At 35.6% G+C, this 20,053-nt stretch carries 21 protein-coding genes and 3 pseudogenes; 17 read left to right on the plus strand and 7 right to left on the minus strand.

Translation table 11 applies throughout. From position 1 onward, the window contains the following. Positions 1 to 35 precede the first annotated feature (35 nt). Together M028_RS30580 and M028_RS32255 are read left to right on the plus strand one after the other, a co-directional pair. Positions 36 to 674, plus strand: a pseudogene (locus tag M028_RS30580) (HD domain-containing protein). 50 nt (positions 675 to 724) lie between these two features. Then, positions 725 to 976: an HAD family hydrolase gene (locus M028_RS32255; RefSeq protein ID WP_442852795.1), complete on the plus strand. Its 252-nt coding sequence runs from the start codon at positions 725 to 727 to the stop codon at positions 974 to 976. Positions 977 to 997: 21 nt separating this feature from the next. Here M028_RS32255 and M028_RS0120775 read toward each other — a convergent pair whose 3' ends face one another. Next, positions 998 to 1,396 (minus strand): hypothetical protein, encoded by a 399-nt coding sequence (locus M028_RS0120775; protein ID WP_026575577.1) that lies wholly within the window; start codon positions 1,394 to 1,396, stop codon positions 998 to 1,000. A 235-nt stretch (positions 1,397 to 1,631) separates the two neighbouring features. On the opposite strand from M028_RS0120775, the gene M028_RS0120780 reads away from it, so the two are divergent. Then, positions 1,632 to 1,967 (plus strand): hypothetical protein, encoded by a 336-nt coding sequence (locus M028_RS0120780; RefSeq protein ID WP_026575578.1) that lies wholly within the window; start codon positions 1,632 to 1,634, stop codon positions 1,965 to 1,967. A 341-nt stretch (positions 1,968 to 2,308) separates the two neighbouring features. Here M028_RS0120780 and M028_RS0120785 read toward each other — a convergent pair whose 3' ends face one another. After that, positions 2,309 to 2,884, minus strand: coding sequence for a dihydrofolate reductase family protein (locus M028_RS0120785; protein ID WP_026575579.1), 576 nt, complete (start codon positions 2,882 to 2,884; stop codon positions 2,309 to 2,311). 377 nt (positions 2,885 to 3,261) lie between these two features. Here M028_RS0120785 and M028_RS30585 point away from each other — a divergent pair. The 8 genes and pseudogenes from M028_RS30585 (at position 3,262) to M028_RS0120825 (ending at position 10,429) form a co-directional block, all read left to right on the plus strand. Continuing rightward, positions 3,262 to 4,289, plus strand: a pseudogene (locus tag M028_RS30585) (IS1595 family transposase). Between the two features lie 473 nt (positions 4,290 to 4,762). Continuing rightward, positions 4,763 to 5,212 (plus strand): hypothetical protein, encoded by a 450-nt coding sequence (locus M028_RS0120800; RefSeq protein WP_026575581.1) that lies wholly within the window; start codon positions 4,763 to 4,765, stop codon positions 5,210 to 5,212. 232 nt (positions 5,213 to 5,444) lie between these two features. Beyond that, positions 5,445 to 5,606: a DUF3231 family protein gene (locus tag M028_RS33900; RefSeq protein WP_155925690.1), complete on the plus strand. Its 162-nt coding sequence runs from the start codon at positions 5,445 to 5,447 to the stop codon at positions 5,604 to 5,606. 451 nt (positions 5,607 to 6,057) lie between these two features. Further along, positions 6,058 to 6,444: a hypothetical protein gene (locus tag M028_RS0120805; RefSeq protein WP_026575582.1), complete on the plus strand. Its 387-nt coding sequence runs from the start codon at positions 6,058 to 6,060 to the stop codon at positions 6,442 to 6,444. Between the two features lie 116 nt (positions 6,445 to 6,560). Next, a complete protein-coding gene (locus M028_RS30590) occupies positions 6,561 to 7,622 on the plus strand; it encodes a DUF1835 domain-containing protein (RefSeq protein ID WP_231510846.1) in 1,062 nt (353 codons plus the stop codon). A 384-nt stretch (positions 7,623 to 8,006) separates the two neighbouring features. Beyond that, positions 8,007 to 8,591 carry a hypothetical protein gene (locus M028_RS0120815; RefSeq protein WP_026575584.1) on the plus strand — a complete coding sequence of 195 codons (585 nt, stop codon included), beginning with the start codon at positions 8,007 to 8,009 and terminating at the stop codon, positions 8,589 to 8,591. Positions 8,592 to 8,966: 375 nt separating this feature from the next. Next, complete coding sequence (locus M028_RS31570) at positions 8,967 to 9,890, plus strand: glycoside hydrolase domain-containing protein (protein WP_051591130.1); 924 nt, start codon at positions 8,967 to 8,969, stop codon at positions 9,888 to 9,890. A gap of 149 nt (positions 9,891 to 10,039) precedes the next feature. Beyond that, the gene (locus M028_RS0120825; protein WP_026575585.1) at positions 10,040 to 10,429 is read left to right on the plus strand and encodes a cupredoxin domain-containing protein; all 390 of its coding nucleotides are present in this window, start codon (positions 10,040 to 10,042) and stop codon (positions 10,427 to 10,429) included. A gap of 161 nt (positions 10,430 to 10,590) precedes the next feature. Here the strand turns inward: M028_RS0120825 and M028_RS32260 are convergent, their stop codons facing one another. Together M028_RS32260 and M028_RS32265 are read right to left on the minus strand one after the other, a co-directional pair. After that, positions 10,591 to 10,677, minus strand: coding sequence for a YjcZ family sporulation protein (locus M028_RS32260; RefSeq protein ID WP_081810808.1), 87 nt, complete (start codon positions 10,675 to 10,677; stop codon positions 10,591 to 10,593). A 55-nt stretch (positions 10,678 to 10,732) separates the two neighbouring features. Continuing rightward, the gene (locus tag M028_RS32265; RefSeq protein WP_081810809.1) at positions 10,733 to 10,852 is read right to left on the minus strand and encodes a YjcZ family sporulation protein; all 120 of its coding nucleotides are present in this window, start codon (positions 10,850 to 10,852) and stop codon (positions 10,733 to 10,735) included. Positions 10,853 to 11,793: 941 nt separating this feature from the next. Here M028_RS32265 and M028_RS31575 point away from each other — a divergent pair. Continuing rightward, positions 11,794 to 12,687 (plus strand): C39 family peptidase, encoded by an 894-nt coding sequence (locus M028_RS31575; protein WP_051591131.1) that lies wholly within the window; start codon positions 11,794 to 11,796, stop codon positions 12,685 to 12,687. Positions 12,688 to 12,755: 68 nt separating this feature from the next. On the opposite strand, the gene M028_RS32980 is transcribed toward M028_RS31575, so the two are convergent. Both M028_RS32980 and M028_RS0120855 read right to left on the minus strand, forming a co-directional pair. Further along, positions 12,756 to 12,893, minus strand: a complete 138-nt coding sequence (locus M028_RS32980; RefSeq protein WP_155925694.1) for a hypothetical protein — start codon at positions 12,891 to 12,893, stop codon at positions 12,756 to 12,758. A gap of 496 nt (positions 12,894 to 13,389) precedes the next feature. Beyond that, on the minus strand, positions 13,390 to 13,779 hold the full coding sequence (locus M028_RS0120855; protein WP_026575586.1) for a nuclear transport factor 2 family protein: 390 nt from the start codon (positions 13,777 to 13,779) through the stop codon (positions 13,390 to 13,392). A 165-nt stretch (positions 13,780 to 13,944) separates the two neighbouring features. Here M028_RS0120855 and M028_RS0120860 point away from each other — a divergent pair, with 165 nt between their 5' ends. After that, positions 13,945 to 14,805, plus strand: a complete 861-nt coding sequence (locus M028_RS0120860) for a LysR family transcriptional regulator (protein ID WP_026575587.1) — start codon at positions 13,945 to 13,947, stop codon at positions 14,803 to 14,805. Positions 14,806 to 15,048: 243 nt separating this feature from the next. Here M028_RS0120860 and M028_RS34095 read toward each other — a convergent pair. Next, a pseudogene (locus M028_RS34095) lies at positions 15,049 to 15,114 on the minus strand (sigma 54-interacting transcriptional regulator); the annotation flags it as partial. Positions 15,115 to 15,220: 106 nt separating this feature from the next. On the opposite strand from M028_RS34095, the gene M028_RS30605 reads away from it, so the two are divergent. From M028_RS30605 to M028_RS30615, 4 genes are all read left to right on the plus strand, one after another. Next, positions 15,221 to 16,000, plus strand: a complete 780-nt coding sequence (locus M028_RS30605) for an MFS transporter (RefSeq protein ID WP_081810810.1) — start codon at positions 15,221 to 15,223, stop codon at positions 15,998 to 16,000. A 195-nt stretch (positions 16,001 to 16,195) separates the two neighbouring features. Then, on the plus strand, positions 16,196 to 16,423 hold the full coding sequence (locus M028_RS0120870) for a hypothetical protein (protein ID WP_026575589.1): 228 nt from the start codon (positions 16,196 to 16,198) through the stop codon (positions 16,421 to 16,423). 416 nt (positions 16,424 to 16,839) lie between these two features. Then, positions 16,840 to 17,988 carry a tetratricopeptide repeat protein gene (locus tag M028_RS30610; protein ID WP_051591132.1) on the plus strand — a complete coding sequence of 383 codons (1,149 nt, stop codon included), beginning with the start codon at positions 16,840 to 16,842 and terminating at the stop codon, positions 17,986 to 17,988. A 531-nt stretch (positions 17,989 to 18,519) separates the two neighbouring features. After that, positions 18,520 to 19,197 carry a hypothetical protein gene (locus tag M028_RS30615; protein WP_035424240.1) on the plus strand — a complete coding sequence of 226 codons (678 nt, stop codon included), beginning with the start codon at positions 18,520 to 18,522 and terminating at the stop codon, positions 19,195 to 19,197. The last annotated feature ends 856 nt before the right edge of the window (positions 19,198 to 20,053 follow it).

Genomic DNA, 20,053 nt, shown 5'->3' on the forward strand with positions numbered 1-20,053 from the left:
TAAACAAATTTTTAATTTGAAAGGGAAAGACAACCATGAAATATATATTGGATAGAAATTATGCAAAAGAGCTTATAGAATGGGCGTATCAACAAAACCCAGGACCTTGGTTTAAACATTCTATTAATGTAGCAAGAGCTACTGAAAACATCTTGATATAATTAAATAAAAATGGATATGAACTTGATGTTGATTTAGGTTATAATGCTGCTCTCTTGCACGATATTGGTAGATATAAAGGATTTACCAAATCTGTAATTCATTCATACGATGGTTACATTTATTTAAAGGATTTAGGTTTTACTGGTAATGCAGTTATTTGTGTTACTCATTCCTTTCCTTGCAAGAATGAACATATCGAAATAGCAGCAGACTGGAGCCTCGTACCCAACCATATGAAGGTAAAGCTGGTTGAAATTCTAGATGAGAATAGTACATATGATATTTATAATAAAGTAGTCACGCTTTGTGATGCTCTTGCTGAATCCGAGGGTTTTACTACACTAGAAAAAAGGTTAGTTTCGGTTGGTTTACATCATGGAACAAATTTACATACATCACTACACTGGAAAGGATTTTATACAATTAAAAACAAGTTAGAAAGTCTGCTCGATAAAAGCATATACAAACTACTTCTAGGTGTAGAAGATTCAATATATACCAATATAGATTAAATTTTTCAATAAAATCCAAGATACAATATTTTGATAAAGGGTGTGTAGTTATTAAAGCGATTATATTTGATTTCGATGGTACTCTTGCTGATACATTGCCAGTTTGTTTCTATGCGTTTCAATCTGTATTTAAGGAGTTTGACAACATTGAGGTTACCCCAGATGAAATAAAGGCAATGTTCGGCCCGTCTGAGACCGGGATCATTAAAGAAAATCTTATGGACTCAAATCATGATAAAGCAATTGAATTATATTATGAAACTATAAAAAAGACCCTTTATGGGTCTTTTTCGACACCCTAAGAACGACAAAGTACCGAGTTTTTAGATATTCATACCAGACTCCCTATTTCTCTTTAAAGTCATGCTTCCTGCCGTGAAAAGCATCAGACACGGAATTAAAAGAAATGGATTAATGATAAAGGTTACAATCCCTACCCATGTTAGCCATAGTCCGTTCACTCTGGAGTTCTTTTCTAACCTTTTGGGGAGACTTTTCGCTAGTGTAATGACATAGAGGAAATATGCTATAAAGCATTGAAAACTAGCAATCAGAAAACCTACACTAAAATAGGTTGGAGGAATTGCTGAATGCTTTCCTATACCTCCTCCATATAGTACATTCCCCCAAATTTTAGAGCCTACATTCATCCAAATGAGGGATAAAATCATCCCTATAACTGAGCCGCAAACCCCTAATATCACTGATTTTCTAACTTTCATATCTGTCCCTCCTCTCAGTCCTGACTATCCCCTCCTTTGTACCCATATATATGAGTAAAATTCACAATCATTCATGAAGAACTTTCCAAAAACACGAACATGAAAACTACCGTTTTTTTGTTTTTAAACGAACGTGTCAGTTTAGTTCAATTAGCAGGTTTATTTGGAATAGATATAGAAGAGGATATTTAACGCTGATTTTAGAATCGTTGCAATTTAATAGGGGTGGACTTATATGTTAACGTTCATATTTTATGGTTTATTTCTTATAGGAATAATATTAATGATTGTTGCAGTTATCAAAAATATTGGAAGAAAGTATTGGTTGGCGGGACTAATTATGTATGTGGTTAGTTTTTTGGGAAGTTGGTCAATTGGTCTTTACTTTCTTGTCATACCTTTTGTTTTATGGACATTAGCTTTGGCTCACTCTTTTGGTTGGATAAAGAAGTATTGGCATAATGTTCCATATGCTGTTATTGGAATAATACTTTGGTATTTAAGCATTACAAATATTGATGATTATTGGTTGTTTCTCCCTTTTACTTGGCTAGCTTTGTTAATATTTTGAACGGTTTTAAGCTAACGGGGTGCGATGCTTTAATAACAAAGGATCGCCTTTCTTTTTGAATAAACGGAGTCGTAAGGTATAGGGGGACATAGTGTATTTTCCAAAGAATTAAATGGTGCAAAGGTAATTCATATCACAACAAATTGTAGCACTAATCAATTTTGCTCTATAGGGGTAATAAACGATAATAACGAGATAATTAAAGAAATACCCGTAACAGCTATTGCAATTTTCCAATATGAAGGTAGTAATTGTTGATCTTTACGATAAGAAAACCGCCTCGTTGAAGAGGCGGCTTATTGAGCTATCGTATCCGTCGAAATCTGCTATAGGAGAAAAGGTCATCTAACCGTCTGGTAAACGAGGGCTATGGCTCCAGAATCAAATGTCTTGTTTTCGATCAGTTTAAGATTGATCCTCTCCTTGAGACCTTGGAATAACGGCAACCCGCTGCCAATCAGGACGGGAGAAACCGTAATTTTATACTCATCTATTAAATCAAGCTGCATAAGGTAGTGTGCTAACCTAGGACTGCCGAGGATGACCATATCCTTGCCTGGCTGCTGTTTGAGTTTCTTGATTTCTTCCTCGACATCTTCTTTCACCAGTCTGGAATTGTTCCATTCGACTTTCTCCAACGTCGTGGAAAAAACGATTTTGGGTGTCTTTTCGATCCACTCGGCATGATTCCGTTCATGCTGCGAAGCTGAGGGGTCAGAAGGCACAGATGTCCAGTAACTGTGCATCATCTGATACGTCTCACGTCCCCATATGACAGTGTCGGCAGTACTCAGAATTTCTTTTGCGTGTTTCTCCAAGTCAGTATCGTATGAAACCCAGCCAATGTCCATTTCACCGTTCGGACCTTCTACAAAACCGTCAAGCGATGCGTGCAGAAATAGAACGAGTTTTCTCATTTTTAGTCTCCTTTGTTCATCAGGGATTTTTTTTCATACTTCTTTACCTCCAATGTAAGTATAACCAATTTTTTATAAATTTTGGTAAAAAGGTTCTATAAGTTACACTAATTAAAATAAAAGGGAGGGTGCCAGCATAAGGCCCGTTTTGTTTTGTTAAAGAGAAGATTGTGAAGAACTACACTTAATCAAACGGGTACTTGAGTTAAAGAAAGCTGTCATTAAGGCAGCTATTCTTTTTTGTTTCATTGACGTGTCTAATGGTATACATATATTTTTCTAATTGGCTCTGTTAAAGGTAAATGTTGATATTTTGATACCTCCCTGAATTCTTGATATAATCAACATAAGAACAAGTATTCGGGGGGGGGGTCAAGGTGAGCAAAGCGTTTAGCAACTTGTTAAAGTATATCGACAAATTACCACATACAAAAGAAGAACAAGTTTACCAATGGGTTAAACGCTATGTTGAACCTTCTTCCTCCGCTGGTGGTCGTTTAATCAATGAAATGAGAGAAACTCGCTTTAAGGAAGGATTTGAGTGTCCTTATTGTTCATCGGAACACGTTGTTCGTTTCGGAAAATATAATGGTCGGCAACGCTATCGCTGTAAATGTTGTATCAAGACTTTTACTGATACAACCAACACTGTCTTGTACCGTACTCGAAAAGGCAACGAATGGATTACATTCGTTGATTGTATGTTCAAAGGATATTCCCTGCGAAAATCGGCTGAAATCGTAGGGGTTACTTGGGTTACACTTTTTTATTGGAGACACAAACTGTTAAACGCCTTAAAACAAATGGATGTTGAACATTTTGAAGGTATCGTTGAAATTGACGAGACCTATTTCCTATACTCTCAAAAAGGACAACGTGGCATCGCTGACCGTAAACCTCGTAAACGTGGCGGGAAATCCAAGCACAGAGGAATCAGCCACGAACAGGTTTGTGTTCTCGTTGCCAGAGACCGAACTAAAGCAACTGTCTCCAAAGTTGCCTGTATGGGGCGTATTGTAAAACCGAAAGTTGATGCTTTGATTGGTTCTAAACTATCCAATGAAAACGTGATTGTAACCGATGCTTGGAGGGCTTACAAAACCTATGCGAAAGATAAAGGTTTAGAACATTACCGTATTAAATTTGGCGGTGGTAAACACGTTATTAAGGGCTTGTATCACATCCAAAATGTCAATGTCTCCATTCCCGTTTAAAACAGTGGATAGACCGTTTTAAAGGTGTGGCTTCTAAGTATCTCGACAATTACCTTGCTTGGTTTTTATTTGTCGATAGTCGTAGTAACGAAAGCACTAAATAGCATATCAAGGAATTTCTACTGACATCATTTGTATTTGAAATGACTGACACATATGACAGTTTACAGCTGTCAAAATTCAATGTATAGTTCTGTTCCGCTAAATAAACAGTTTGGATTAGATTAGTAATTGTTAAGATGGGAAATGTAAAATAATGAACACAATTATACGTTAAGGATTGATAATTATGGGTTGGTTAAGAGTCGTCTTTGGTTTAGCCTCGATAATCATATTAATGGTATTACTGATACAGACTTTTAATTTCAAGAAAGAATTTAAAGATGCAATAAATGATGATAGAAGTTTATCCGATGACTTTGTTAAAAAATGGGATAGAAGTTTTTCAAAAAAGTTTACCTTCTGGATTATAGTAGCAATGGTTTTCGGCATTATAGCGGTAGTATTACCTCACTAAATATGGTCTTTTTTTAAGTATCAGATTAAGGAAACCCATTGAGACGGGCTTCCTTCATTTTTACCCAAAAAATCAACATTAAAATTTAACAGAGCCTTCTAATTAAAAGAAATCCTACTAATATTACAAGAAGAAGGGAGCTTTATTATGAGAAAAATTTTCTTTACTTTATATATTGTTTTAGCCATTTTTCCTTCAACCACATATTCGGAGACTAGATATAAACAGTTTCCACCTTGTACAGTGATACTTGAACCAACAAAAGACATTCCCGCTAACGCTAAAGGTGTAGTGTTAATTTATGATATCGAAAGGTCATTTAAGGATAAAAGAACAAGTCTTAGTGTTCATGCATTACATATGCCCAAGCCCTCAGGGTTTGGAGATTATAATAGTTACGAGGTATTAGCTTACATTCCTAATGAAATAAGTTGGATTTTCCCACTTACCCAGTATGAAAATAATAATTGGGTAGGAAAATGGGATGAAATCTCCTCAACAATGCGACCAAAGCATGTTAAAGTTAGAACAATTAACACAAAAACGAAAAGAGTTGGTCCAGTTATTCTTGAAAAGAAAGTGTCGTGTGTTAATTAACAAGCCGTTTTTCAACTACCGGGTGCATTACTTATAGATCTTGCTGCTTATAACGGTAGCATTTTTTTATTGAATTAACGTGGCTGGTTAGTTGAAGAAAAAATTTTTAGCTTTTTCCACAATCGAGCCATATTCTTGAATAAGTAAAAAATGCCGAGAAAAATACCCTTTCTCGACAATCTGTGGGGACCTATTCTAAGGGTTTCTTTTTTCATTCCATGTAGTAGATAGGTTGTTCATTTATATTTTCCACTATTCAGGGGATATTATCCTAATATGTAGTATTCCAGAAGTCGCGCTATATGTCGAAGATGGAGCCAACATTATGATTAAACACGGCTGGATGGAGGAACCTCCACAAGCAGTCGACCATGACAAATTAATACAGAATTAACGTAATGAATCCCTATAAAAAATTATTTGGGGCTTTGTACTTTCTAGTTTCGGTAGGTTAAAAAAATAGAAATCTACGCTTGGCACGGGCGACATCATCTTGCACATGTTACTTCTTTGTGTAATCGTAAGGGCTGGTAATGGACTTTGTGAACGATTACACGTAAAGTACGGGTGCTATAGTTTAAATAAGAAGCGAAATAAATATAGGGAATAGCTTAGTTCGTGGGACTGGGCTATTTCATTTTTTCAAACAAATAGCATCTCAAAAAAAGGGTGCGAATTGGTAAGCTATTTACTTTACATTTTTAGTTGTAAATACACGCTTTGAGATAGGAGGCTGAATCTATTAGTAAAGGAGCCGTTCTTTTTCAAGAGATAATTCTATTATTATAAAAATAATGAGGGGAAGCTGGGTTTCGGTTGGGGATGATAAAAGGTGGGCAGTGTTCATGCGGAATAAGCTAAAACCCATTATAATCAGCATAATCTTTATAATCGCTGTGTATTTTGCCGGTAAGTATGCACTGGATGCATTTTTTGGTGATATGTGCGGAAACGAAATTAAACAAAAGATGCCTTCTCCAAATAGTGAAAATGTAGCCTATATCTTCGAAAGAAATTGCGGTGCTACAACGGGACTTTCTCCACAGTTATCCATTTTAAAAAAAGATGAAAAATTTCAAAATGAATCAGGAAACACATTTGGGTCAGATAAAGAATTTTCTATTGAATGGCTAAATGACAAGAACCTGAACGTGATTTATGATAAATCTTCAGAAACCTACAAAATGGATAAAAAGGTGAACGGTATAAGGATTTATTATCTAGGCAAATAGGATATAAAAAAATGTGCGCTCCTTTCGTAACATTATTATTTGTCATCCTTGGCGTGGTATGGTTTTTTGTTACAGAAGTGCAAGAATTTAATTAAAAAGGGAGTTTAGGAAAGTTTGTGAAGACGGAAATAGAATTTGAAAAAGTAAATAAGGTGATTAAAGAGTTACCTGATGGCGAAGCGAAGCTTTTACTTTTACATATTGTAAAACGAGTATATTTCTTAAATGAGAAGGATGATTGGGGTTATTCTGAAGAAAAATTTATAAAAGATATCAGAAAGGTTTACAAAATGATTTTATCCAATGAACAGGCTGAAAAGAAAGAAGAAGGGCCATTTAAAATGATTCATATTTTCTTTGGTATTTCTGCTGCTGGGACATTTAAGAATGTTCTTAAAAATATGGGTCTCCAAAAGGAGGAAAAGGTTATTTCATTTTGGGAGATGTTTTCTGTAGGTCCGATTTGGCATTTGCATGATGAAATTGGACAACAAGCTCGGTTTGCTTGGATGGGAAAAATCCGCACTAATGAATATAGTGAATTTGATGAATATAAGGAATATTTTCAAAAGGCATTAAATCAAATAAAATCTATTCCAGAAAATGTACCAATCACAATTTGGACTTCGGAAAGCGCGCATGAACAGACAGGATTGCGGTTTGTTTTGCATTTATTGAAGGATAGAAATAATAGCATTTCTGTTTTTAACACGACTAAAGAATACACTGAACTTTTTCAGAAAAGAAAAGTAAAATATACTGTTTTACATTCAGGTGAAATCACACCAGAAAAATTGCAATTAATATATGAGCAAGGGAAGGGTGAAAACTTTACAGACCATGATATAGGGGAGTTACAAAAAGAATGGCAATACCTTGCGGAAAACCCTGAAAATTTAAGATTATGGAGAAACGGGAGAATCCATTGTTTTCCTGAAGATTATTTAGATGAATTTATCGTTAAGGCAGCAAAAAGATTGCATGGAAAAACAAAAACAAAAGTATACATAAAATCTGCAAGATTAATCGGTGAAGTATTGGGGCATTTAGACCAATTTGTAGGGGATTCTTTCTTGGAATATCGCCTTAAGAAGATGATAGATGCAGGGATATTTGAAGTAGAAGGGAGTCTTGAAGCCATGAGACTCTATGGTATTAGATTAAAACAGAAAGACTGATAACAATTGAAATTTATCATTGAAACGGTACTAAAGGCGCTCATTGAAGAAGTCTTTGTTATTCAACTAAAGAGGGAGTTTAGTTAAAATGCATAAAAATAGACCTCATTTCTGAGGTCTACGGCTTAAAATTCAATAATCCCATGAATTTACTTGTATTGCCTTGAAATGTAAAGAAAAATGGTTGATTCTCGTTGTTAAAAACCATTAAATAAGGGTGTACCTGACCAGGAAATATAATCGCTACTTCATCTACTAAGTCTTTGAACCATTGATTTTTAACCGTAACATTAGGTTCTAAAGGGATTTTTATCACAAACCCATTATTAGGATATGGGTTTACTTTGATTCGGTAAATAAGTTTAACATGAAGGAGCTTATAACATGACACCGAAAGTTTTATGCAGCATTTTTGCCTTATGTGTCCTAATGGTAACAGGGCAACAAACCCAGGCAGAAAGTAACCTAATATCAGCTAAGGAAAATGTAAAGAAAGAAATAAACTACATATACCCTGAGAATAAAGAAAAAGTATTTACTGAAACTGTAGACCAATTTTATGAAGCATTAAGGAAAAGGAGCTATCCTGTTCATCAAGAGTTTTACAGAAAACATTATGATTTTTACAAAAAACATAAGAATAAACTTGGAAATATGGATACTGCTCTTTTTAAAGACATGCCTAATGCATCAGCAAATTTTAGAAAAAAGGTACTGTTTCATGAGGTGGAAAAATTTAATTATATAACGTGGGACGGAAATGGTATTCCTACTACCAACCCAGATATAAAAATGAAGTATAATCAGGCAATCAGTCCAGATAGACAGGTATTTTTTTTCTACTCTTTTAAAGACACAGATAAAGAATTTAGGGGAAGATGTGCAGTATATGATGTAGAAACAAAACAACTTATTGCTGGTGAGGCTACCTATATAAATAAGTACCCAAAAATACGAAGTGAAAATTGAGCCAAATGGAAACCTTGGCTTATTTAATTCTTCATGTTTGTTGCACTACCATGGAAGAACAAATAAAAATTCCATTTCTGTGGTGCCGCACTGATGCATGGATGGCGAACGTATCGTGTGATATTGAACAATTTTAAGGACAGAAAAAAATTATAAAATCCTTCCTGATCCAATCGTTCACCCATTTTCCATGTTTATTAAAACTTTGTTATTTTATCCTATCTCTTATTGTCCCTTTTCTTTATATAACTAGTGAAAGATAAATGACCCAATCGATGAAATAAGAAACAGGATTTGTGGGTGTGAACCTTAAAGGAATAAAATACAACACAAAGAAATTCCAGAGGTTAAAATCGGAAAAGGGGAGGAGTAGTCATGAAAAGAAATGGGTTTGATTGCGCTACAAAATTAACGGCTGTATCTGCAAGAAATTTAAAAGATTTAGGTTTTTCTTACGTGGCCCGGTATCTCGGCAATAGTTGGAAAACATTTGATGCAGCTGAAGTAAAGGTAATTCAAGAGGCAGGATTAAAGTTAATCAGTATTGCTCAAAAAAGTGCAAACTATCCAGGTTATCATACGAAAGCCCAAGGAATTGCGGATGCAAAAGACGCGGAAATATACGCAACATTAGTAGGGCAACCTGCTGGAAGCGCCATTTACTTTGCGGTTGATTTTGATGCCGAAGCCTGCCATATGGAAGGGATCCTCGATTATGTAGATGGTTTAAATGCCACATTAAAAAACCACAAAGTCGGATTATATGGCTCTTATGCTGTTATGATGGCAGTCAAAAATAAAGTCAATTATTACTGGCAGACATTTGCTTGGAGCAAAGGAAAGGTTGCCGAACACATCCATATGCATCAATATCAAAATGAGGTTACCGTTGCCGGAATTGCTATAGACAAGAATGATATTAAAAAGGATCCTGGTGCATGGGATGAAGTTGTAGTACCCAAAACTGAATCTTTAAAGGTAGATGAAATTCCAGCAATTCATATTGTAAAAGCTGGAGAAAATCTTACGGTAATTGGTAGAAAATATGGATTATCAATTGACTACCTTACGAAGTTAAACCATCTTGTCAATCCGAATGTTATTTATGCGGGGCAGCGGTTAAGGTTAGAAGGAAAGGTTCCTTCTGGATCAAAACCTGAAACGTATACCATTAAAAAAGGTGATACTTTTTGGGACCTAGAAAAGGGATGGAAAATGAAACATGGCACCCTCAATAGCTTGAATCCGGACGTTAAACCTGAAAGACTGCACCCAGGACAAAAAATTAGAATTGAATAGATGTGGAAGATTGGCCATTAGGTCAATCTTTTTTCTCGATCATTGTTCAAATAAAAGAGTAACGAGATGAAGCAGGTTGGAACCAATTTTACCGTGATAATATTTTATGATTTCGAAAATAATAGTGCTTAGGAAAGGAGGGATTGCGAATGTCTGTGAAAAAAAGGTTAACAGGATTGTTCGTATTGCTTGCTATGATTGTGGTTGTGACAGCTCTAGGCACGCACGGAGTATTTGCCGAATCTAGTGTCGTAACTCAGCCTATTGAGACGGTAAAAGCGATAGAGGTCGAATTGAAAGACGATTTCTTTAATCCGAAAGCCATCACGATTCCGAATGGAAGTACGACAACGTTGGTCTTGAAGAACACAGGTAAGAAAGAACACACCTTCACAGTGGATCAGCTCGGAATTGACGCCGAAGTGCAGCCGGGAAGAGAAAAAACCATTACCGTAACACCGAAAAAGCCCGGTACATACGAACTGATCTGTCGGTACCATTTCCAGGAAGGGATGGTTGGAAAAGTAATAGTCAACTAACAAGCAGGCCTTGCTTGTTAGCCTATTGGGGTCTTATAGTTCAAAAATGGCGTCCTGCTAGCAAAGAAAAAAGCCCCTTTTAAAAAAAGAGCTTTATTTAAAAGAACTAATATTGGAATTCAAAAAAAGGCCCGAAAAAGGGCCTTTTTCCTGCTCCATTATTAGTAGAACATAAAGGATGCACCAACGATGATTAGGAGAATGAATAATACAACGATTAACGCAAAACCATTTCCCATTCCGTCCATTTTAATACACCTCCAGCATTAACCATTTTCTTCCGCTAGAAATGGCATGGGTTTATTAAAAAACAAAAGCAGTACCAACAATAATTAAAAGGATAAATAATACTACGATTAAAACAAATGTACTACCTCCGTAAAAACCACCGCCATAGCCATAACCACCGTATCCAAAGCACATACTAATCACCACCTGTTAGAAGATCCTAAATATAACTTTCAATATGTATAATATTTCATAAAACAAAAGTGGCTTGGACAAACATCCTATTCATATAGAAAAATATACTTTACCTATATAAGCAAAGAACGTCTGCCATTATAGGCAAACGCTCTTTAATTAAAAGAAGGTATAAAATATGTTGGTTTTATGCTAGCGGTAATATAATCTATGTACAAGAGCATGAAATGGAATGGACAAGTGCTGATTTATAGGAAATTAATTTTTGGTCTGTTCCTAAATAAAAATTTCCCATAATAGGCTTAATCGGTTGGATGCTTATTTAAACTGATAAATAGTCTAGCGTGTATCCGAAAACCCATATTCTTCTTTAAAGCATAGACTTGTTAGAGTTATCTCAATCAAAAAAAGCCCAAATGGGGCTTTTTTTATTTTTAATACTTTCGGCTTAATAAAAGAATACATGACCATCGGGTTGGAATAAACGTCATGTTCATGCAGCGAATGCTCCGTTCAAAATCGAACCGGTGCCTGAATGGGCACAGCAAAATAAGGAAAGTGGTGTCCAAGGTGAACATAAGGATGTTGAGGATGGTAGTGATGATACAATGACAATGGATATCCATATCCCATGTGGGTTCCAATAAAAGGATATGTCATATATCCTGTTCCATAAGGATGATACATAGATTTTCACCTGCATTTTTAAAGGAAATTGTCTAACTCATTACATGTTATGGTCTGTAACGTGAAAAGAGCTTATCATTATTCAAATTAGGTTATTACCTAGTTAACATTACTTTAATGTCTTTCCCCAGAACATTAAAAACTGGCTTTTTTGGCCCGCAAATTAAATTAAATGGACCAGTAGAACCGCCCCGGTGGTTCTAACATGTTATAATGGATCATTATGCTATTACACGTTTTAAAGGGGGATTTTTATGAAAAAAATTTTAGCCAGCTCTTTCATCGCATCGGCAATTTTTACGAGTGGTGTTTTATCCGATGCAAATGTTTTAAGCTCTAAGGTTTTAGGAGTATCTGCAGTTGAAGCAGCTACAACTACAACCTATAAAACAACAGAAAATTTAAATTTACGTAAAGGACCAGGAACAAAATACTCTCGTGTTCTAGTCATGCCAAAAGGAAAGACGGTTACATATATTTCAAAAAGTGGCAGTTGGTATAAAGTTAAATATAAGAGTTACATAGGGTACGCAAGTTCAACATATCTTAAAAAAGTTAGTACACAGGCAGTCAAAACGGTAAAATTAAACGTGCCATATGTTAGTCAATTAACACCGACCTATGCTCCATTTGGTTGTGAAGGTGCTAGTTTATTAATGGCTTTAAAATATAAAGGGTATACCAGTCAAAGTTTAAAAACATTGCTTGATAAAATGCCAAAAAACAAGAATAATCCGTACCTTGGATATGCAGGTACGCCATACAAAAATGTAAATGGTGTATTTCAATCTATTTTCCCCAAACCTTTAACCAATTTTGGCCGAAATTATAGTAGTAAAGTTGTGAATGCAACAGGGTTTACAACGACTCAATTAAGACAAGAGCTAGATAAAGGAAATCCAGCAGTTGTATACGTTACCTTAAATTTTGCCAAACCAACATGGGCTAAGTGGTACATGGGAAGTGCAGGAAAGGTAAATATGGTTGACAATATGCACGTCGTAACATTGATCGGGTACAATAAAAGTACAGGTAGTTACTATGTGGCAGATCCAAACAGTAAAAGCACAAACAATAAATATTGGGTAAGTAAAAGTGTTTTTGAAAGATCCTATAATGCTTTAAAATTTGCAGTTGTAGTACGATAATGAATTTAAAAGAATAGGGTGATGAATATTATGACATAAAAAATCCTCTCAAGTTTTTCTTGAAAGGATCACGTTTGCTTTGCGTTTTCAAGTTGTGATTTAATTTGGTTATTTTGAGATATTATGACACTGCTAAAAATTATTGTTGCTACAAAGCCTAAAAGTGAAAAAAAGACAGTAACTGCCAAATTTGTATTATCACGCATAACAGAACCTCCTTTTAGCAATAGATATAGTTTGTATAAAAAAACATTTATTATTCGTAATGCATATTTCGATGATAATGTGCATTAGAAGAAATAGTGTTTGTTCAACGGGAGCTGTCATTAAGAAGCTTTTCTTATGTGTTTAAACTTTGTAAAGTTTTAGTAGACCCCAAAAAAGTGATGTATTAATATCATCACTTTTTTGTCATGTAGTAAAAGTAAGTTATTTACAGCTACTGTCCTTAAATGCCGGTACTTTTCCGCATTGGAAGTAGATTCTTCTCCTGGTTATGGGTTATGTTCCTTACGAGCAGCACGTTACGAACCTTAAAGTTGTCGAATCCAACTAATTAAAATCTAACATTATTTTTAATGCTTTCGAAATATAATTTAAAACTGCATCAACAGAATTGCCGGCATCTTTCTATGTAAGTTCCGAAACTTAAGCCACTTGACTCAACGATCTGTTTTATTTATTTGATAACACTTCAATATTTTATTTTGAAAAATATTGTTCCATACCAGCCACGTCAGAAAGGTAAGTATCTATTTTTGTAATAAGTTCAGATTCAATGGTTAGTACCGTCGCTAATTCTTCTTCTAGGACACGACCATCGTCTGAGACAGCTGAATTGTGTAGTGATAAGGTCAGCCCAAATTGACCCACAAGTATTCCATGAAGTTGTGTACATACTTTTCCATCTACAATTGACTTGACACGATTGATAACAGCATCTATTCCTTCAGCCGTCCCCGAAATGGCTCCGTTGCCTGGTAGGGTCCATTTCACAGATGGATCTAATAACTTTCGAATTCCTTCCCAATTGTGAGCATTGTACGCAGCCAGAAATTGTTCTCCAATTTCAATGTTTGAATGATTAAGCATATTTTACCTCCTAATAAATTCCTTGATAACTTTATAGGGCAGATGAGCCAAAATGTTCCTTTTTGGTGTGCCTGCTAAAATTGTACACTCCGACAATCATCATGTAAAATGAACATAAATGATATATAGATTCGTTTTTAATGATAATAATGTGAGGGGTCAGAAATGGACATCAATGAGTTACGAATTTTCCTGGCTGTTGCAAGTGAGGGAAGTATTACAAAAGCCGCTCAAATACTCGGCTATGTACAGTCAAACGTTACTGCAAGGGTGCAGCAATTAGAAGCGGAGTTGAATACGCAACTTTTTTATCGCCAACGTGGGATGTTATTAACGCCTGCAGGTGAGAAGTTATTGAGTTATGCAGAGCAAATTATCCATTTACATGAAGAGGCACATAAAGCTCTAAATGATTCAACAGAACCCATTGGTCGTCTCATGCTTGGCGCCACTCATACCGCCTCTGCGATGTATCTTCCTTCCATACTAGCTAATTACTTTAAACTTTATCCAAAAGTAGAGTTATCGTTAATGACCGATTATTCAGCTGAATTGGTGGAAAAGATTCGTAATTTTCAACTTCAGGGTGCATTTGTAAAATCGGAACTGAATGAGGAAAGCATCGTGCAGGAGCTTATATTTGAAGAACAACTCGTATTAATCAGTGCTCCAGAGATGAAAAATATTGAAGAAGTATGTCATCTACCTTTTCTCATGAATACAAAAGGTTGTCCACATCGAGACCAACTTGAAACTTGGTTGAAAACAATAGGGATTGGTAAAATTCGATATTTAGAATTCAATCATCCCGATGCTATTATTCAAGGTGTGATTTCTGGACTTGGAGCCTCTTTAGTGCCAAAGTCTTCGATTCTATCACTTGAAATAAAAGGGTTAGTACGTTCTTTCGAAATTCCAGAACAATACAGCACCGCCAAAACCTTTTTCATTCGACACAAAGATAGTTTAATGACAAGCGCACTTTCAAAATTTATTGAGATGTTAAAACAAAGTTCTCAATATTAATGGCTCCTTATAAAGGGAGAATCCTTATTCAACGAGTGCAAGACTTAAAGATCCAGCTGCCAATTGGCAGCTTTTCTTTTTGCACTAAAGGGGCATGTCAGTGGTACAGGGAAGTGAAAAAAGGCTATTTTATAAATAGATATATTACACAAGTAATACTTCTTCCAGTAACTAGGGCTTGAGCGAAGCAGAAAGGGTCCCTGAACCTTATATTTTCAAGGACCAAGTGGTACAATACAGCGAAACCCCCAGCAATTTCACCTGCAGGGAGAGAGGCATCTCTCCGATTTCATCCAAAAATAACGTACCCTAAACTGGTATCCGGATGAAGAAAGGGCCAGGGCCATCAACTTTTCAGAAATGTCGCTGCCGATCTCTTCTATCATCATGTCTCCTTTAGCAGGCTGGATGATTCATGATGTTTATTTTACAAGGGATTCCTCCATTGATTTTAGCGGTTGTTTTCTACTTTTTGGCCCCAGACTCTCCGGCCAAGGACCGCATGCTCTCAAAGGAAGAGCGAGAGTATCTGCTAGAGAATAAGTCAACAGCGGTAAAAGAGAAGGGTTCACTTTTAGAGGTCATTAGCAATCCGAAAATTTGGGTGTTTTCAATTATTTATTTCCTTTGGATCACGGGATTATATAGCTTCGGTCTTTGGATGCCGAGTCTGATGAAACAGTTAAGCAGTATGGGAATTCAAGCGATTGGCTTTCTTTCCGCCATCCCATTTATTCTTGCCGCCATCGCCATGTACGTCAATGCGAGTTGGTCTGATCGCCGCGGCGGGAACCGTAGCTTATTTGTAGCCATTCCCTTACTGATTGGAGGATTAGCTCTCATTATTGAACATTTTATTGGGTTAAGTCTTGTGGCCAACCTTATTGTGCTATGCGTAGCAGGTATCGGTATATGCGCCGCCATGGGACCTTGGTGGGCATGGGCGATGTCATTTGTGCCGCGTGATCAAGCAGGGACTGCTAATGGTCTTATCAATCTGTGCGGGAATTTCGGGGGAATCGTGGGCCCGATCGTTGTTGGTGCGGTTGCTCGTGATGGCAATTTGATCAATGGTTTTTATATCTTAGGTTTTGCGATGGTCGTGGGTGCGCTCCTTGCCGCCTTTGTTGCAGGGCGCTTTAGAGTTAGCCATTCCGCAGAACAGGAAACGAGCGGGAAACCTGTTCAAGCGTAAGGAATAAATGAAGGATCTTAAAGTAGGCGTGCCTTGACTATGGGCATGCTTATTTTTATTGGAGGGTGAACTGATAGAAAAATACAAAAAGGAAGGTTATCTTGTATTTTATTGGAATTTACAAGATTTACTTCGGTAGTCCAAATATTTTATGATAGTTGGAAAAATGGCTGACAAAAGACGGAGGTTTTAGAGATGGAAGAAATATTAGAAAAAATTCTTTCAGATATCCAAAATACAAATGTCAGGCTAGAAAATTTGGAGACAGTTCATGAGGATTTAGCTGCAGAACAGGGAATAATCAAGAAGTGTCTTGAAACTTTGGATAAAGGTCAAGAGAAATTTACCGTCGGACAAGGTGAATTAAAACTCAATATGAGTGATTTGGGATTAATCGGGGTGAACCGTACCATAAGTAAATGAGGGTTAAAACAAATGCCGTCAAAATAACGGCATTTGTTTTGGGTAAATTGTTTAGAAATGTTTAACTTAAATAATTTCAATACTTTACCATAATTTACTATAAAATTAACTAAAATTCACTTTTTTGGGAGATCGCTTTTCAAATTATATAATAAATAATATGATAGGGTTAGAGATTTACATATTTTAGACGAAGAGAAGGGATTTATATTTTTAACATACTAAAGGATACAATACTTTTAAAAGAAAATGATAACTCGGCTAATACATTCATTTATTATGTAGCTATCTCTTTCTTTTTGTTAATTCCATTTGCATTCGTTGGAGCATTTAATAATGTTTCATTTTTGATTTCGTTCGCTTTTTCCGGAGTGTTTTTCACTCTATATGACATGTTAACTAAAAAAAGTGGCTTAATGTTATTTTTAGGAATATTATTTACGATAACAATCCCTCAAATTCTTCAATTGAAAGTCATACATAGAATTTTAATTGAGATATTGATGAAGATAAACGATACTTTCACGCTTGCAATAAGCTCATCATCGATAAGTAATGCTTTAACGATTGCAAGTTTAGGACTTGTTTTATTTAGTTTGTCGAGCAAAAATCGAGAAATAAAAGAAATTGGCAATGAGAACAAGAGACTAAATGAAGCAATTGAAATTCAAAAAGAGTGGACAATAAGGTTTGAACAAATTAACCAACTTGAAGAGATAGAAGAACAGATAAATGAGCTCACAGAAATTATTAAAAGTGAGCAAGACCCATTAATATTGTCAAAATCATATGCTATGCGTAGTAATGGTTATAGAGAAATTAATTTACTAGATAAAGCCCTAGAGGACGCTGAGAAATCTATAACATATAATCCTAACTATCATATTGCATATGTTTTACGAGGAAATGTTTATAAAAGTATGGGAAAACAAGAAGAAGCGATAAAAGATTGTACAAAAGCAATAGAGGTTAACCCAGATTATGCGGAGGCATATAACAGTCGAGGAATTGTTTATAAAAGTATGGGAAAACAAGAAGAAGCGATAAAAGATTATACAAAAGCAATTGATGTTAACCCCAATTATGCGAAGGCATATTACAATCGAGGAAATGCTTACAATAGTATGGGAAAACAAGAAGAGGCGATAGAAGATTATACAAAAGCAATTGATGTTAACCCCAATTATGCGAAGGCATATTACAATCGAGGAAATGCTTACAATAGCATGGGAAAACAAGAAGAAGCCATAAAGGACTATACAAAGGCGATAGAGGTTAACCCAGATTATGCGATGGCATATAACAATCGAGGAAATGTTTATAATATTATGGGAAAACAAGAAGGAGCAATAAAGGATTTTACAAAGGCGATACAGGTTAACCCAGATTATGCGGTGGCATATAAAAATCGAGGAAATGTTTATAAAAGTATGGGAAAACAAGAAGAAGCCATAAAAGACTATACAAAGGCGATAGAATTGGACCAAGAGTATAAACCTAAGCTTGAGCTAATTATTAATATGATAAAAGATAGTACTGACGAAGTAGCAATAGGAAAAGCTTAATTGTATATTTTTAATCACATAATAAAAGAGTACGATTTTTCAAACCTCATTTAGATACATCACGGGGAACCGTACCATAAGTAAATGAGGGTTTTATCCATATGCCTCTCCTTAAGTTTGGGGAGGCAAAGTTCTCTAAATAGAATTAGAAATGATATGAATGATATTGTCTTAATATAATGAAATAGATTGACAAAATTAGTAACTCTATTAAACTAAGAGTAGTTCTGTCGTTAAATTATTCCTAAATGTCTTTTTATATTAGCTACCCCGAAATTTTTTGAAGCCTCAAAAAACCTCTTTTTTTTTCACTCGCATTAAAACTCATTAATTTTAAAAATCGCGCTTGAATTTCAAATCAAAATCGTGGCGTCCAATATATATGCAGCCCATGATGTCGACCTTCTTATTAAAAAGTTTCCAATTAAGTTAAGCCATTTAGATTAACTGTATAATTTGGGGCGTTCATCCACTAAATTTCTTGAAACGATTTATCAGTAATTATGACTGTTGGATATGAGGAGGGGTGCTATGGGATTTGAAGAAGAATACCATGCTTTTATGAATGCTCACTTGCAGGCAAGAACAGGTGAACGGCTGAGGCGTTTACAAGAAGGTCATAAACAAGCTGAAATGTTGTTTTTGAAGCAAGTGTGGTGGCCTTTATTTTACCATTTCAAGTATCTTCATCCAGAATATGAAGTCGATGATTTTAAGGATGGCAAAAGGTATTTGGATTTTGCTTATATTCGTCCCGCTATCCGGATTTGCTTTGAGGTTGACGGTTATGGACCTCACTTAAGGAACATAAGCAGATGGCAATTTTCCGACAACCTGGAACGCCAAAACCAGTTGGTGATTGACGGATGGACTGTGATTCGCTTTTCTTATGACCAAGTAAAAGAGAAGCCTCGTCGATGCCAACAGATTGTTCAGCAAGTGATTGGCCAATGGCTAGGTGATGTACTCGACCAAACATCTTTGTCCTTTTTCGAAAGGGAAGTGCTTCGGCTAACGATTCGAAAAGGAGAAGCCATATCCCCTAAAGAGGTCGGGAAGTATTTGGAGCTAAGTGACAAGACGGTAAAAAAAGTACTATCTCAATTAGTCGATAAAAAGTTGTTGATACCCGCATCGGGGGTTAAAAGAGTCCGCACTTATCAGTTGGGAGATCAAGTAAAGCACCAAATCACTCAACTTGATAAATAGTCGGAAAAATCCTGTTAATTTATAAATAATAAAAATAATGGTTTAAATAAACGGAGAAATCCGCCTATTGACTCAAAAAACGTGAAAATTGGGGATTTTCCTTTGAATAATCGGAAATCTACCCTTATTTACCCCGGAAAAATCCCCATTTAGCAAATAACCGGAAATCTCCGTTTATTTTAATTTTGCTAGTTACTTAAACTTTGATTTTAGCATTCTCAAAATTCAAGAGAACCTCATTTATCTGCGTTACGCTGAACCGAATCATAAGTAGAGGCAGTGTTTTATTCAAAGTGGAACCTCACTACAGCCGATAAAAAAAGGAACTTGTCCCTTTCAAATTGTTCGTAAAACGCATATTCTACGAGAGGATTTGATAATATGGGATGTAATTATTCGGAAGGTTCCGACATAAATAGTTGTATCAGTAAGATAAATCGTTCAATGCTTAACTAGGTGAGGTGAACCGGTTTCTTAAATAGCTGCAGTTTTGAAAGCAGAAGGCAATAATTTGAGTGCTTTCTTCTTTTTATTATAAACTGCAAATTTAAGTTTTTTGATTTGAAGTAAACGATAGGAAGAATATACGTTGTTGGTGGTAAAAGCGACTTTGTTAAGTGGTAACATATAATCTTAAATAATTATTAATTCGTTAAGAGATGATAGAGAAATAGAAACATTTCATTATCATCCAGATTATTATTATCAAATTCAGTGCATTCTCTTACTCTTCCTCACCAATTAGAAGCTTCAATAGAGAACCATACATAAGCAGGAAAACCTTAATTTCCAATGTTTGAGGGGTTCCTACCATGATCTTAATCGAGAAACTGCCTCTCAGTTTATGTCAATGAGT

The organism is Bacillus sp. UNC438CL73TsuS30 (assembly GCF_000482325.1).
Taxonomy (GTDB): domain Bacteria; phylum Bacillota; class Bacilli; order Bacillales; family Cytobacillaceae; genus Neobacillus.